This window comes from Spirosoma radiotolerans (assembly GCF_000974425.1).
GTDB lineage: Bacteria > Bacteroidota > Bacteroidia > Cytophagales > Spirosomataceae > Spirosoma > Spirosoma radiotolerans.
Genome location: NZ_CP010429.1, coordinates 2,970,465 through 2,984,967, shown reverse-complemented (window position 1 = coordinate 2,984,967; position 14,503 = coordinate 2,970,465). Strand labels below are relative to the sequence as shown.

Here is a 14,503-nt window from a genome sequence, read left to right as displayed (position 1 = left end):
GACAACATGGGCTGTCCCGGTTGCCTCTCAGGATCGGGCCAGAACGATTAAGACTAACCCCGTCAGGTAGGCAATACCCATGAACCAGAGGTATCGATTTGCTTTTTTCGGTGCGTCCTTAAACTCGTGCCAGGCAAACAAGCCCCAAAGTACCGACACAATGGTGGCTCCCTGGCTAAGCCCATAGGACACCGCATCACCGGCTTGCTTGGACCCGACCAGCAAGGTTGCCATGCCCAATCCCCAAATTAGCCCACCGCCCAGCCCAACCAGGTGTTCCCGCAGAGGAGTTTGCTTGTAGGTTTTTTGGTCCTCTTCATTGGTCAGAATAAAGCGCCGAACCAGGGACTCAACCAGCGGATTGCTGAGATTCAGGCCAATTGCGAAAAACAATATCCCACTGTAGGGCGTCAACAATCCCGTTTCCGGTTTCGTCAAATCCGTAATCAGGGCTTCGGACGTGAGCCGGAAGAAAAACCCCGCGACCAGGCCACCCGCCAGCGCAATCCAGATGCCTTTGTTATTACCAGACGACTGCTCTTTGTTATCCTCCGTTTGCTTGCTTTGATAAGCCAGTGCGCTAAAGACCATGGCCACCAGCACACAACCGCCACCAATGGCCAGCAAGGCCACACTCCCTTTTGGGTCAGCCAGGTAATTGACCACCAGCCCGATAGCCAGCGATAAGCCGGTTCCGACGGGCATGGCAATCGAGATGCCGGCCATGCTGATCCCGACCGTTAGCAACATGTTACCGATGTTAAACACGATCCCACCCGCTACGGCGATCAGTATGGCGCGCCACTCAGCCTGCTGAATATCCGCCACCACAGACCGTTCATGGCCACCAAAACTACCCAACGTGAACGCTACCAAAAGCGCACTAAGCAGAATACCATAGACATAATCCCGGTAAAAGACGTAGAGCGGGGCTGACTTGGTAACAAACTTCTGCGCGTTTGCCCAGGAACCCCAAAAAAACATCGTAACCAGACATAAACAAATGGCTACTGTTGGTTCAGTCGTTATAAACATAGAGTGTTGATCGCTAGGATAGCAACCTCACGAATGGTTTTTCGTTTATAAGACCGTTTGCGAGTAAGGTAGTGGTCTGTGAGTAGCGCTGATTGCCCAGTCACTGATAAGCAGTCAGCGCTACTTACGATCAAAAAAACTCCCGACAGTAGCTTAATCAGTGGGCCTGATTGGGCTGCTGTCGGGAGTTTTTGACTAGTAGCACCCGTCAGCTAGTCATCATGACCAGCCTTTGCGGGTAAGAAGTTACTCGTTTACCCTACAGTGATCGTTTGCGCGGGCTTATTGGTTTCCGGGTTTTTAGGCAAAACTACATTCAGAATACCAACGTCGTAGCTAGCCGAGATGCTTTCGGTGAGGACTTTGCCATTGAGCCGGAACGAGCGGTCGAACGAACGGTCGCTGTATTCCTGGTAGGTATAGTTACCTGACGTTGCTTGTCCGGGATTTTCGGCAGAATCGGTACCCTGGTAGGAAATCGTCAGTACATCGTCTTTTACGGACAGTTTTACGTTCTCTTTGACCAGACCAGCCGCAAATAGAGAGATTATATAGCTTGTCTCGTTCTCTTCAATATTGGCGGGTGGCTGGTGCGAGCCGCCCCCATGACGGCCAAACGATGGCCCGCCCCAGAAACTGCCGAATTTTCCCCGGCCCCAGGGACCACCAAACCGACCACGACCCATTGACCCGCAACCACCTTTATAGCCTGATTGGGTATTACCTGCCTGATATGCTTCTTTGTTATACATGATGCTGTGTGTTTTAGTCTTGTGTTTACCGATTGTGTTGTTGTGATTTTACTTGGTTTGTCTTAATTGATTGGGATAATCCGTTCAAAACTCTGGCTGCTCATAGGCGACCGATACGTCGGATTATCGATGGAAATAATCTGTGATGATTGCCAGCCAGTACGCTCGAATCGGCCAAATGCCCGACTGCCCATTAAACGAGGGCCTACCACCCGAACGACTACGGCTACGCCCAGCGCAACCAGAAGTACTTTGACAATGAGCGATACCAGAAATAGGATCAACCCGGCTGCCAGCGCTAAGCCAGCTACTCTCCAAATGATGTTCATGTTGCTAAAATTTAAATGGTTTATAAAAGCTCCGTCTATTGATTAGTGGACCGGGACTTACGTTAACGTTCGAACGTATTTCGTTTTTTCAGTGCTTTCCTTTCTTTGTTTGAGCCTTTGATAAGGATGACGGCGAAGGGCTCCTTTTTACTTTAACCAAGCGCAAAGTTTTTTTAGAAAATCAGTAATTGGTCTTAAAAACAGAGGTAAACTAATCGACGTACAAGCAAAAAACTAACCCATAACCGATTGATTATAAACAAATTACCCCCGCATCAAAATTTTTTTGATGCGGGGGTAAAAACTAAAAATAGTTGCGAATTGCTCCAGGTTAGGGCTGTTTTTCACCCGGATAATCCCGGCAGCAATACTGACTGGAATTGCCTCGGGCGTCTGACTTTAAATGGCCGGACCAATGGGTGAGGAAATCCCTGTCAAGCTTTTCACCATCGATACCCTCTGACAGGAACAAAGGCTATCTAGTTCTTATACAGTATGTTAACAGTGTTAACTTCGACTAGATTGACGCTAATCCTGACGAACTCATACACTGCTTTGGCTAACTTCTTTATTATTTAGAATGAAGGGTGTCAAGCGCTAATTTTCCAGGAATTGGTGATTTTAGCCTCCTGTGTACTCTTACTAGTGGTCATTTAGCGGTAGGCCACGGCGCTGAAACTCTTTCCAGTTGACATATTCATCTCCTTTTCGCTGCTCCACCATCGTAATGCAACTATCAACCGGACAGACCAGTTTACACAAATTACAACCGACACATTCATCTTCTTTAATCGAATAGGTGTTGTAGGGGTTACCGTATGACAGATTAATCGCCTGATGCGAGGTGTCTTCGCAGGCGATATAGCACAAGCCGCAGTGAATACACTTGTCCTGATTTATCTTCGCGACGATGTGGTAATTGATGTCCAGGTCTTCCCAATGCGTGATAGTCGGCACCGATTTACCGATGAAATCGTCGAGGGTTTTAAAGCCTTTTTCGTCCATCCAGTTATTCATGCCATCGCACATGTCTTCCACGATCCGAAACCCGTGTTTCATGACGGCCGTACAAACCTGCACGTTTGAAGCACCCAGGAGTAGAAACTCAACGGCATCTTTCCAGGTGCTGACGCCCCCAATGCCCGAAATCGGCACGCGGGACGTAATAGGGTCCTGGGCGATGGTGGTCAGCATTTTTAGGGCAATGGGCTTCACGGCAGGGCCGCAATAGCCACCATACACCGACTTGCCCGCCACATACGGGTTGGGTACCAACGTATCCAGATCGACACCCGTTACCGACTGAATTGTGTTGATCAGGGAGAGCGCATGCGTTCCCCCCTCAACGGTGGCCCGGCCCGTGGGCACAACCGAATGAACATTGGGCGTCAGTTTGGTGATCACCGGGATCGTTGCTTTTTCCATTACCCATTCGACCACCATTTTGGCAATCTCCGGGTCCTGACCAACGGCCGCCCCCATGCCGCGTTCGGTCATGCCGTGCGGACAGCCAAAGTTGAGCTCAAGACCGTGAGCGCCCGTATCTTCTACCTGCGCAATGAGTTCGTGCCATTTCGCGCGCGAGTTATCGGCCATCAGCGATACAATCATGGCCCGGTCGGGAAACAGGCGAACACATTCGGCAATTTCGCGAAGGTTAATGGCCAACGGACGGTCCGAAATGAGTTCAATGTTGTTGAAGCCCATCATTTTCGTACCACCATAATCAATGGCCGAATACCGGGACGATACGTTCTTTACCTGGCTACCCAGCGTTTTCCAGACGACGCCCCCCCAACCGGCTTCGAACGCCCGTAATACATTATACTGTTTATCCGTTGGTGGGGCACTCGCCAGCCAGAATGGGTTGGGTGATTTGATACCGAGGAAGTTAGCGCTTAGATCTGCCATTTGTGAATGAGTAAAATCGGACCGCCGATGCGGAGCCAATGAGTGAAAGAGCGAAAAGAAGGACGCACACTCATCCATGCTTTCGTTCTTTGGTAATTTTTGTGAGGTCAGGTTCTTAAACCTGACCAGTTAGGTTTCTTAAAACCTTCTTTTGTCATTAATTGAGGTTTTGAGAAACCTCACTGTGTCGGGTTTAAGAACCCAACACCACGCACAATAAGTGAATGAGTGAGAGGGATATGCGCCAGCAATTCGCTCTTTCGCTCATTCACTCCGCATCGGCGGTCCGATTTCGCTCATTATAAATTCTAAAATCGCCTTCGCGCCGTCCTTACCCGCCTGAACGGCGTCAACGACTTCTTTGCCCCCATTCACACAGTCGCCCCCCGCAAAAACGCCGGGGATGTTCGTGGCGCAACGGCTGTCGATGGCGACTTTGCCGTTCCAGTTCGCCAGTTGATGAGTGCTGACCAGTTCCTCGTAAGGAACCTGCCCGGCCGCTTTGATGACCATATCGACGTTCAGGGTGATGGTTTCCCCTGTCTCTACCGGTGCCCGGCGGCCGCTGGTATCGGGTACGCTCAGTTCCATGACGTGGCAAATCAGTTGCGAAACCCGACCGTTCTCTCCTTTTATTTCTTTGGGTGATGCCAGCCAAATCAGGTTGCACCCGTCCAGTTTAGCCAGATTCAGTTCGACTTCGGTGCTGGGCATTTCGGCTTGTGTCCGGCGGTAAACGATCGTCACGTCTTTAGCGCCTAATCGTTTGGCCTGCGTTGCGGCATCAATGGCCGTCATGCCCAGACCAATCACGGCAACTTTATCGCCAACCGGTACGGACGGATAGCCCTTTTCGCGGATATCGTAAATAAATTGAATGGCATCCTCGACACCCGCCAGTTCTTCACCGGGAATGTTGAGTTGACGAGCCAGCCCAACGCCCACGCCAAGATACACCGCGTCGTAGTTGTTTTGAAGTTCGGCGAGGGAGACATCTTGGCCAAGCGCCTGCTTGTATTTGATGTCAATACCACCTAGGGAGGTGATAAAACTGACCTCATCTTTACAGCATTCGGGGGTCACTTTATAGGCGGCAATCCCATAGGTCATGAGCCCACCGCCCTGGTTTTCCTTCTCGTAGATGGTCACATCGACACCCTCTCGACTCAGCGCATGGGCACAACTCAATCCGGCCGGCCCCGCTCCTACAACCGCCACTTTACGGCCGGTTGACGGTTTCCGCTGAAAAAGAGGCCATTTGTGTTCGATGGCCTTTTCGGTCGAATACCGTTGCAGTTTGGCAATTGGGATGGGCGGTTCGTCTAGAAAATTATAGACGCAGGACCCTTCGCACAATTTTTCAACCGGGCAAACTTTTGAACAGCCCGCCCCCATAATGTTGGCATCGAGAATCGTATAAGCCGACCCCTTGATGTTGTCGGTGGTGATCTGCTTGATAAATCGGGGAATATTGATGCTCGTCGGGCAACTTTTCGTGCAGGGAGCATCATAACAAAACAAACAGCGATTGGCTTCTACCAGGGCCGCATCCCGCGAGTCGAAGGGCGGGTGAATATCGCTGAAGTTTTGCTCGTACTGCTCAGCCGTTAATCGGTTATTGAGGATAGCCATAGCCTTTTAGTTAAGAATGAAGAGTGTATAGTGAACAATAAAAGTCGGTTTACACTTTTTAAGCTTCATCTATATTCTTCGCTTTTAACTCAAGCTTTTCTTTTAAAAGATTTCCTAGTGACGTTTTTTGAATCGACCCTAAAATTTTAACTAATTCTTCACAATCGAAAAGCATTGAATCAAAGGTTTCTTTATCAAAGTATTCCGTTGCGCCTAATAATCTCAACCAGTATCTAGTTTCCCGAGCCTCTTTGTAAGCAATTCCAATTTTAGCGGTGAATTCCCGCTTAGTTAGTCCACCGGTGGCTTCTTCAACATTAGATCCGATACTAATTCCACTTCGCAGGATTTGGTCTGCTAAAGAATAGATGTTATGTTCTTTACAGAGCCATTGATACATGCGAATTATACGAACAGAAAACTCAAAAGACTTAACCTGGATAATACTTTCTTTTCCAAACATAGCCACCGTATTTTTATCGTTCACTCATCACTATTAACTCTTCACTGATCACAGTTCAACCAATTTGTCATACGTTTCGGGTCTTCTGTCGCGGAAGAACTGCCAGACATTCCGAACCTGTTCGATCATGTCGAGATCAAAATCGGCGATGAGTAATTCATCCTTATCGTCCGAAGCCGTCGCAAAAATTTGTCCGCGCGGATCAACGAAGTACGATGAACCGTAGAACCGACCCAGATTCCAGGGTTTCTCTTCCCCAACGCGGTTGATACAACCCATAAAGTAGCCATTAGCAGCCGCGTGGGCGGGCTGCTCAAGTTTCCATAGATACTGTGACAAACCAGCCACCGTTGCCGACGGGTTATACACGATTTCGGCGCCGTTCAACCCCAGGCAACGGGCTCCATCGGGGAAATGACGGTCATAGCAGATGTAAACACCGATTTTGGCGTATCGGGTCTGAAAGACCGGGTAGCCGAGGTTACCGGGTTTGAAAAAGAATTTTTCCCAGAAGCCCGACGTATGCGGTATGTGATTCTTGCGGTATTTGCCCAGATACGTCCCGTCGGCGTCGATTACAGCAGCGGTGTTGTACAAGACACCGGCCTGCTCTTTTTCATAGACCGGCACAATCATGACCATGTTGTATTTTTTGGCGTATTCCGCCATTCGGTCGGTGGTTGGTCCGGGAACACTTTCCGCCGACGCATACCAGGCATTGTCCTGCCCCGGACAGAAATAGGGCGTACTGAAAATTTCCTGCAGACACAGAATCTGTACGCCTTTTTCACCGGCTTCTTCGATGAGCGGAATGTGCTTCCGGATCATCGCTTCTTTTATTTCTTCTATGGTGCCTTCCCCTTCGGTCATCGGCAAACTCATTTGTATCAATCCGGATTTAATAAGTCGAGGCATGATTTTTTACAGTTTGTGGTTTATGGTTTGTGGTTTACGGTTGGCTGGCGCATGAACACATCTGAGCCCTGTTTTTGTCCGTGGTCCGTGTCGGCAAAGACCACAGAGGCACAACTACAAACCGTAAACGACAAACCAGCTGGCATCTATCAATCTAAATTTTTCCGCTGACTTTATTTCGCTTTATGAATTGACCATTTCCTTTTTCGACCAGGCATTTATTTGCATCAATCACTACGTTTCCCCGCAGCAAAACGGTTTTCACTTTCCCCGTTACCTCCCACCCTTCGTAACCCGAATAATCGACATTCATATGGTGCGTTTTGGCCGAAAGGGTATGTTTTTCATTAGGATCAAAAATGACAATGTCGGCATCGCTGCCCACGGCAAGGGTGCCTTTTCGGGGAAACATCCCGAAGATTTTTGCCGCATTTGTGCAGGCTACTTCCACGTATTTATTTAACGTAATTTTGCCCTTTCCAACCCCTTCGCTAAATAGTAATTCCATACGATTTTCGATAGCCGGATGTCCATTCGGAATCTTCGAAAAATCATCTTTCCCCATCAGTTTTTGCGCCCACATAAACGGACAATGGTCGGTGGCCACAACTTGGACAAGTCCCTGGTTGATACCCGCCCAGAGGGTTTGTTGATCTTTTTTCTGCCGCAACGGCGGACTCATGACCCACTTGGCTCCCTCAAAATCCAGGGAGCCTCCCGCTTCATAAAGCGACGCATCGAGAAGCAGGTATTGAATGCAGGTTTCTACGAAAACTTTCTGATTCCGACGGGTGGCATTCCGAACCGCGTTTAGCGCCCCTTCGCAGGTCATATGGACAATATAGCCGGGGCAATCTGTGTAATCGGCCATGTCAGAAAACCGCCCGCTGGCCTCCGCTTCAGTCACCTCAGGTTGCGAGAGGTAGTGGTAGAGCGGAGACAACTTGCCTTCGCGTTTGTGTTTGGCAACCAGGAAATCGATCACATCACCGTTGGTGGCATGCACCGTAACCAACCCGCCCTGCTTTTTCACTTCCTGCATCAGACCAATCATCTGGCTGTCGTCGATCATCAACGCCCCTTTGTACGCCATGAATGTTTTGAACGAAGTAATCCCCTCGTTCTCAACCATTTCCTGAATTTCCGCTTTCGTATTGTCATTAAAGTCCGTGACGGCCATGTGGAAACTGTAGTCACCGGCGGCCGTTCCCGTGGCCCTGGACTTCCATTCGGCGAGGGCTTCTTTCAATGAGTGCCCCTGCTTTTGCAGGACGAAATCAATGACGGTCGTTGTGCCACCAAACAGGGCCGCTCGGGTGCCCGTTTCGTGCGTATCGCTCGAAAACGTACCCATGAACGGCATATCCAGGTGAACGTGCGGATCAATACCACCCGGAAAAACCAGTTTACCCGACGCATCAATCGTGCTATCAGCGTCAATAGGCAGATCTTTCCCGATGGCTTTTATGGTTTCACCATCCACGAAAATATCGGCGATATAATCGTCAGTCGCCGTTATGATGCGACCGTTTTTGATTTTAATTGACATAACAACCGTTTCTTTCATTCTTGAGTGAAGTCAGATTCTTAAATGTGACTAATAAAGTTTCTCAAAACCTCACTAGTCGGTTATAAGTAACCAACTCCACAAACAACATTTATAATGATTCCTTTTTCTATAAAAATGTCAGCCTTTCTGGCTTTTGCTGGTCAGAAACAGGCAATCTGTCTCTTCGCATCAACGCCAAATAAATACCGCCACTGACGAAAAAGCCAACGAACCAGGCGTAGCTATACAGGTCTGAAATCCAGGCCGGAATACTATCCGAAGAAATGACTTTAATCGTGGTTAGAAACCCTGGAATATTAGGGAGTATACCCAACAGCAAGGCAATGATGGCGGCCTGATTGAAGCCATTTTTAAAGCGGTACATGCCACTGGTATTGTATAGATCAGGGACACTCAGTTGCTGCTTCCGAACGAAATAATAATCGGCGATCATGATGCCACCGACGGGCCCAAGCAGGCTCGAATAGCCAACCAGCCAAGTGAAAATAAAGCCTGTTGGGTCGGCAATCAATTTCCAGGGAACTATCAGAATACCAATAACTCCGGTAATGTAGCCGCCTTTCCGGAAGTCGATTTTTGAGGGAGCCAGGTTCGCAAAATCATTGGCCGGGCTCACAATGTTAGCCGCAATATTGGTCGCCAACGTTGAAATGGCCACGGCAATCATCGCCACGCTAACGAGTAGTTTGCTGTCGAATTTTCCGGCCAGAACGATTGGGTCCCAGATGGTTGTGCCGTAGATAATGGTCGTTGCCGAGGTGACCACGACACCAATAAAGGAGAAAAGCGTCATGGCGGGCGGCAGGCCAATGACCTGCCCTTTTACCTGAGCCCGCTGGCTGATGGCATAGCGCGTAAAGTCAGGAATGTTCAGGGATAAGGTTGCCCAGAAACCAACCATCCCCGTTAGGGCCGGAAAGAAAAAGGCGAAAAACGCAGCGGATGTCGTGAATTTAGCCGGTTGCTCTAGAATCGGTCCAAGGCCATTTCCGGCCGAGATGGCCCACCAAAGCAAGGCCAGCGCGGCCACTGGAAGAAAGAAAGCCTTGAAAACCAGCAGTTTTCGAATGCTATCGACACCCAGATACACGACATACATATTCACTAACCAGAACAGTAAGAAACAGATCGCCGGACCCGTTTGCAACCCGAACGAAGCCGGAAAAACGTCCGGCAATCTCTCCAGCGATGGAATCCACAACCGAAGCATCTGGTATATGGAAAACCCGCCAATCCAGGTCTGGATACCAAACCAGCCACAGGCAACAATGGCGCGTAACAACGCGGGGATATTGGCGCCACGGGTACCAAAGCTGGACCGCACCAGGACCGGAAAAGGAATTCCGTATTTGGCACCAGCATGGCCGTTCAACACCATGGGAATCAATACGATTGTGTTTCCCAGAAAGATGGTGAAAATAGCCTGCCACCAGTTCATACCACCCTGAATGAGCGAACTGGCCATCATATACGTCGGAATACACAAGCTCATGCTGATCCAGAGGGCGGCATAATTCCAGGTATTCCACGTCCGCCTGGACGAGGGAATGGGTGCCAGGTCGTCGCTGTATAATGCAGACGATTCGACAAGGCTTTCTTGTTCAGTCAGTTGCTCCATTTAATCACGGTTCAGGGTTTAGCGTATGCGGTATTCTGGGATCGCCGAAGTGATGGTTCATGGCTGCACCCGTTCGTTTTACGACAAAGCAAGCACAGCTATACATCAGCCTTAGTAATCCAAAACGAAACCCAATTAACTCATTTTCAACGTATCGAATACCATTTTTTTAAACTTTAACTCATCCGCTTCTACGCAGATGGTGGCATTGGGAGATTTACCCCAAACACCCAGTTCATCGATCGCCAAAGCGCCCAGCGTTAACTCGCCACGCGTTTCCACATCCACAAAGCGCGAAACGGATTGGGTCACAATCGTCGGATCAATGACAGCGGCTATTGTGATGGCATCGGGATGATTGGACCCGTTCATTTTCTGATGCTCTTTGCAATATTTCCGCCGGATGCGATTAATTTTCATGAAAAAGTCAGCGTAGTGGGTTCCTAGTTTTTCCACGCGGACGTAATCTTCATCCGTAAACACCGAACTCTTCACACTCACATCGAATCCGACCGTCGTGATGGGAATACCGGATTGAAAAACGACGCGGGCCGCTTCGGGATCAACCCAGGCATTGTAGGTTGCGCCGGGGTTGATATTTCCGTAAAATTTATAGAACCCGCCCATGAAGTAGAGTCCTTTGATCTTTTTGGCGATGGATGGCTCCCGAAGCAATGCCAGAGCTATGTTGGTGAGCGGCCCGATGGCCACAATGGTCACCTCATTTGGGTACATTCCGACCAGCCGGATGATGGCATCGACAGCGTGTTCCTTCTCGGGTTTTTGCTGCGGATCAGGAAAAAATGAATCGCTCATCCCGTCGCTGCCGTGCACATACGTGGCACTCCCATGTACCTCACGTACTAATGGCCGCGCCGATCCCTGATAAACCGGAATCTGACCTTTTTTTCCAGCTACCTGAAGCGTGTATAAGGCGTTTTTCGTCTGCTGCTCAAAGCCCACATTGCCGCAGGTAATGGTTAGAGCCTCTACCTTTAGTTTGGGCGAGGTAACGGCCAGCAGAACGGCCAGCGCATCATCGGTAGCGGTATCTGTATCCAGAATAATCCGTTTGACCGGATCGGCTGGACGACTCTCTCCTCCCGACGACGCAAAGGCCATAGCCGGTAGCAGAACCGATGCCGACCCGGCCGTGAGTGTCTTAATAAAGTAGCGTCTTGTGGCGCGCATGCTTGTCAATCGTATTTGAGATTACTTATTTGTCGTTCAGGGTGTGCCTCTTACGACAAACCACAAACTTGTTAACTGCTCAACTCACGTGCTCGTCTGCGATGGACAGGGCTTCACTAATGATCGCAAGCCCTTCGTCAATCTGTTCTTTCGTGACGCAGAGCGGTGGAGCTACGAATACGTAACTCCAGCGGACAAAGGTGTACATGCCTAATTCCTTGATTTTGGCGGCCACTTTACTCATCACGGCCATTTCCTCCGGCTTCGCGTTGAACGGTGCCATCGGTTCTTTCGTCGTCCGGTTTTTGACCAGTTCGAAACAACCCAGGAGACCGGTATTTCTGAAATCACCGATACACGGATGCTTTTGCTTGAGCAACGCAGCCTGTTCATCCATGTATTTCCCCATCTCAACGGTGTTTTCGATCAGGTTCTCCTCCTCGTAGATTTTCAGAGTTTCGAGGGCTGCTGCACAGCCCACCGGATGCGCCCCGTAGGTCATGCCCGTTGCCAGGACCGTGTCGTCGAAACGGGCCGCGATTTTATCCGTCACCATCAAACAGCCGAAGGGAATGTAGCCACTGGTAATGCCTTTGGCCATCGTGACCAGGTCGGGCACAATGCCGTGATTTTCAAAACCAAACCATTTGCCCGTCCGGCCAAATCCACTCATTACTTCGTCGATAATCAGTAGAATACCGTGCTTGTCGCAGATGTCCCGAACCGCGGCTAAATACCCTACTGGATACTGCAAACAGCCCGATGTGCCCGACTCGCCTTCCAGCATGATAGCGGCAATGTTACCAGGCCCTTCGTAGGCGATGACCCGCTCCAACTGCGCCACCGAATCGGTCAGCATACTTGCTTCGTCGTGGTTCCAGCGATAGCGATACGGGATGTCGATATGCACAAAATTAGGGGCCTGCTGCGAATCGTCGGGCAATTTACGCGGATCACCACCCACTGATAAGGTGCCGTATGTAGCCCCGTGATACGACTGATAGCGGCTCAGAATTTTATGTCGTCCTGTGTATAGACGAGCCAGTTTAATAGCTGCTTCATTCGATGTGGCACCGCATAAGGTAAAGAAAGCCTTATTCAACTCACCGGGACAGATTTCGGCCAGTTTTTTGCCCAGCTCTCCCCGAACTTTCGTCACACAGTAAGGCGTCACGTAGCTCACCTCCTGCATTTGCTTGACAACAGCCTCTGTAATCCGCTGATTACCATGCCCAATATTGACGTTCATCAGTCCCGACGAAAAATCAATATAGCGTTTATCGTCGTAGTCATACAGGTACACCCCCTTGGCGTATTTCACGGCAATGGGCGAGATATTCTTTTGTTTGCTCCAGGCAAACACGGTGTAATCAAAACTATCCTGCAGCACTTCCTGCCTTTCGGAAAGCGTCGTTGTTTCAAGCATGGTTTACAGTTTGTGGTTTGTGGTATTCGGTTTGTGGTTTACACTTGGCTGACGCTCCCTCGACTTATGCGCCAGCCAACTGTAAACCACAAACCGTAAACCTGTTTAACTCATCCAGTTTATTCCTGATTCGGGGTTCCACTTGGTCGTACTTTTTTTGAGCTTCGTCCAGAATTCGATGGAGCTTTTGCCGGTGATGTCGCCCACGCCGAACCGGCTGTCGTTCCAGCCACCAAACGAAAACGGTTCGCGCGGAACGGGTACGCCTACATTGACGCCGACCATGCCGGCACTGGCTTTGTCGATCACGTAGCGCGCCATGCCCCCGTTCTGGGTGAAAACGGAGGCTGCATTGCCATATGGATTGGCATTTTCAATCGCCAGCGCTTCATCGACGGTATTCGTTCGCATGATGCTGATCACCGGCCCAAAAACCTCTTCTTTCGCGATGGCCATCTCGGGTGTCACATAATCAATGACCGTTGGCCCGACATACGTACCCTGCTCTTTCCCATCGACGGTCGGGTTACGGCCGTCAACCAGCACTTTCGCGCCTTGGCTTTCGGCTTCGGTAATGTATCGCTCGATGCGCTCTTTGGCTTCCCGGTTGATCACCGCCCCCAGGTTTTTACCGGGCACCATCTTCTGGGCTTCGTCAATTAGCTTTTCGATGATGTGGTCCACCGGCCCCACGGCCACCATAGCCGAAGCGGCCATGCACCGTTGACCGGCACAGCCCGCCATGGAGGCTGTTATGTTCTGGGCTGTCATACCCGGAATGGCATCGGGCAATACAATGAGGTGGTTTTTTGCCCCGCCCAACGCCAGACAGCGCTTGTAGTTTCCGGTTGCTCGTTTATAGACAGCCTTCGCAATTTTAGTAGAGCCAACAAACGAAACGGCTACGATACCCGGATGATCACAAATGGCCTCCACAACCGCCCTATCGCCGTGAACAACATTGAAGACACCCGCTGGAAGGCCCGCTTCCTGCAACAGCTCGGCGAGCCTGCCCACACTCAACGGCACTTTCTCAGATGGCTTGATAATCATGCAGTTGCCCAGCGCAATCGCGTTTGGAATGGTCCAGTTGGGCACCATACTCGGAAAGTTAAACGGGACGATGCTGGCAACGACGCCCAACGGAACATGCTCTGTTCGGCATTCGACTCCCCGACTCACTTCCAGTATTTCACCCGTAACGATTTGGGGGAGCGAACAGGCAAATTCCGCCAGCTCCGCTCCTTTTTCAATTTCGGCAACGGCCTCGTCATAGGTTTTGCCATTTTCTTCCTGAACCAGCAACGCCAATTCCTTCAGGTTCTTTTCCAGCAGGGCTTTGTAGCGAAAGAAAACCTGCACTCTTTCTTTAATGGTTGTACGGCTCCACATCGGAAAAGCCCCTTTTGCCGCTTCCACCGCTGTATCCAGATCGGTAGCGGTCGACAGCGGTACTGATGATAACGATGTACCATCGATGGGGGAAATAACCGCCAGTGTTTGATCGGTTGTTGCTGCGACAAACCGGCCGTTGATGTAGTTCTGAATGGGAGCGTACTTCATGAATCCATAGCTTCTTCTGCATTTTTTGCAGAACCAAGATGTGCAAACTAAAAATAATTTAGATAGGAGTCAAATAATAGCCATATTTTTGCTTGACA

Annotated in this window: 12 protein-coding genes; all 12 read right to left on the bottom strand. The window is 50.0% G+C overall.

Going from position 1 to position 14,503, the window contains the following annotated elements:
- Positions 1 to 27: 27 nt before the first annotated feature.
- The 12 genes from SD10_RS12085 to SD10_RS12030 all read right to left on the bottom strand — a co-directional run bounded on the left by SD10_RS12085 (position 28) and on the right by SD10_RS12030 (position 14,405).
- Positions 28 to 1,035: a GRP family sugar transporter gene (locus tag SD10_RS12085; protein ID WP_046574027.1), complete on the bottom strand. Its 1,008-nt coding sequence runs from the start codon at positions 1,033 to 1,035 to the stop codon at positions 28 to 30.
- 254 nt (positions 1,036 to 1,289) lie between these two features.
- Complete coding sequence (locus SD10_RS12080; protein ID WP_046574026.1) at positions 1,290 to 1,787, bottom strand: Hsp20/alpha crystallin family protein; 498 nt, start codon at positions 1,785 to 1,787, stop codon at positions 1,290 to 1,292.
- A 62-nt stretch (positions 1,788 to 1,849) separates the two neighbouring features.
- Positions 1,850 to 2,116, bottom strand: a complete 267-nt coding sequence (locus SD10_RS12075) for a hypothetical protein (protein WP_046574025.1) — start codon at positions 2,114 to 2,116, stop codon at positions 1,850 to 1,852.
- 642 nt (positions 2,117 to 2,758) lie between these two features.
- The gene (gene preA / locus SD10_RS12070) at positions 2,759 to 4,027 is read right to left on the bottom strand and encodes an NAD-dependent dihydropyrimidine dehydrogenase subunit PreA (protein WP_046574024.1); all 1,269 of its coding nucleotides are present in this window, start codon (positions 4,025 to 4,027) and stop codon (positions 2,759 to 2,761) included.
- Positions 4,028 to 4,291: 264 nt separating this feature from the next.
- On the bottom strand, positions 4,292 to 5,659 hold the full coding sequence (locus tag SD10_RS12065; protein WP_046574023.1) for an NAD(P)-dependent oxidoreductase: 1,368 nt from the start codon (positions 5,657 to 5,659) through the stop codon (positions 4,292 to 4,294).
- 58 nt (positions 5,660 to 5,717) lie between these two features.
- A complete protein-coding gene (locus tag SD10_RS12060; RefSeq protein ID WP_227699209.1) occupies positions 5,718 to 6,146 on the bottom strand; it encodes a four helix bundle protein in 429 nt (142 codons plus the stop codon).
- A gap of 24 nt (positions 6,147 to 6,170) precedes the next feature.
- Entirely contained in the window at positions 6,171 to 7,037 is an 867-nt protein-coding gene (locus SD10_RS12055; protein ID WP_179945494.1) for a nitrilase-related carbon-nitrogen hydrolase, read from the bottom strand.
- 154 nt (positions 7,038 to 7,191) lie between these two features.
- Positions 7,192 to 8,604, bottom strand: a complete 1,413-nt coding sequence (gene hydA / locus SD10_RS12050; protein ID WP_227699208.1) for a dihydropyrimidinase — start codon at positions 8,602 to 8,604, stop codon at positions 7,192 to 7,194.
- A 109-nt stretch (positions 8,605 to 8,713) separates the two neighbouring features.
- Positions 8,714 to 10,225, bottom strand: a complete 1,512-nt coding sequence (locus SD10_RS12045) for an NCS1 family nucleobase:cation symporter-1 (RefSeq protein WP_046574020.1) — start codon at positions 10,223 to 10,225, stop codon at positions 8,714 to 8,716.
- A gap of 135 nt (positions 10,226 to 10,360) precedes the next feature.
- The gene (locus SD10_RS12040; protein ID WP_052731166.1) at positions 10,361 to 11,416 is read right to left on the bottom strand and encodes a nucleoside hydrolase; all 1,056 of its coding nucleotides are present in this window, start codon (positions 11,414 to 11,416) and stop codon (positions 10,361 to 10,363) included.
- Between the two features lie 79 nt (positions 11,417 to 11,495).
- Positions 11,496 to 12,842, bottom strand: coding sequence for an aminotransferase class III-fold pyridoxal phosphate-dependent enzyme (locus tag SD10_RS12035; RefSeq protein WP_046574019.1), 1,347 nt, complete (start codon positions 12,840 to 12,842; stop codon positions 11,496 to 11,498).
- A gap of 105 nt (positions 12,843 to 12,947) precedes the next feature.
- The gene (locus SD10_RS12030) at positions 12,948 to 14,405 is read right to left on the bottom strand and encodes a CoA-acylating methylmalonate-semialdehyde dehydrogenase (protein ID WP_046574018.1); all 1,458 of its coding nucleotides are present in this window, start codon (positions 14,403 to 14,405) and stop codon (positions 12,948 to 12,950) included.
- Positions 14,406 to 14,503 lie beyond the last annotated feature (98 nt).

Bases quoted from the DNA above. Each gene is read 5' to 3' on its own strand.
- preA (WP_046574024.1), bottom strand. From the start codon at position 4,027: ATGGCAGATCTAAGCGCTAACTTCCTCGGTATCAAATCACCCAACCCA.
- SD10_RS12080 (WP_046574026.1), bottom strand. From the start codon at position 1,787: ATGTATAACAAAGAAGCATATCAGGCAGGTAATACCCAATCAGGCTAT.
- SD10_RS12085 (WP_046574027.1), bottom strand. From the start codon at position 1,035: ATGTTTATAACGACTGAACCAACAGTAGCCATTTGTTTATGTCTGGTT.
- SD10_RS12055 (WP_179945494.1), bottom strand. From the start codon at position 7,037: ATGCCTCGACTTATTAAATCCGGATTGATACAAATGAGTTTGCCGATG.
- SD10_RS12065 (WP_046574023.1), bottom strand. From the start codon at position 5,659: ATGGCTATCCTCAATAACCGATTAACGGCTGAGCAGTACGAGCAAAAC.
- SD10_RS12030 (WP_046574018.1), bottom strand. From the start codon at position 14,405: ATGAAGTACGCTCCCATTCAGAACTACATCAACGGCCGGTTTGTCGCA.
- SD10_RS12075 (WP_046574025.1), bottom strand. From the start codon at position 2,116: ATGAACATCATTTGGAGAGTAGCTGGCTTAGCGCTGGCAGCCGGGTTG.
- SD10_RS12045 (WP_046574020.1), bottom strand. From the start codon at position 10,225: ATGGAGCAACTGACTGAACAAGAAAGCCTTGTCGAATCGTCTGCATTA.
- SD10_RS12040 (WP_052731166.1), bottom strand. From the start codon at position 11,416: ATGCGCGCCACAAGACGCTACTTTATTAAGACACTCACGGCCGGGTCG.
- SD10_RS12035 (WP_046574019.1), bottom strand. From the start codon at position 12,842: ATGCTTGAAACAACGACGCTTTCCGAAAGGCAGGAAGTGCTGCAGGAT.
- hydA (WP_227699208.1), bottom strand. From the start codon at position 8,604: ATGAAAGAAACGGTTGTTATGTCAATTAAAATCAAAAACGGTCGCATC.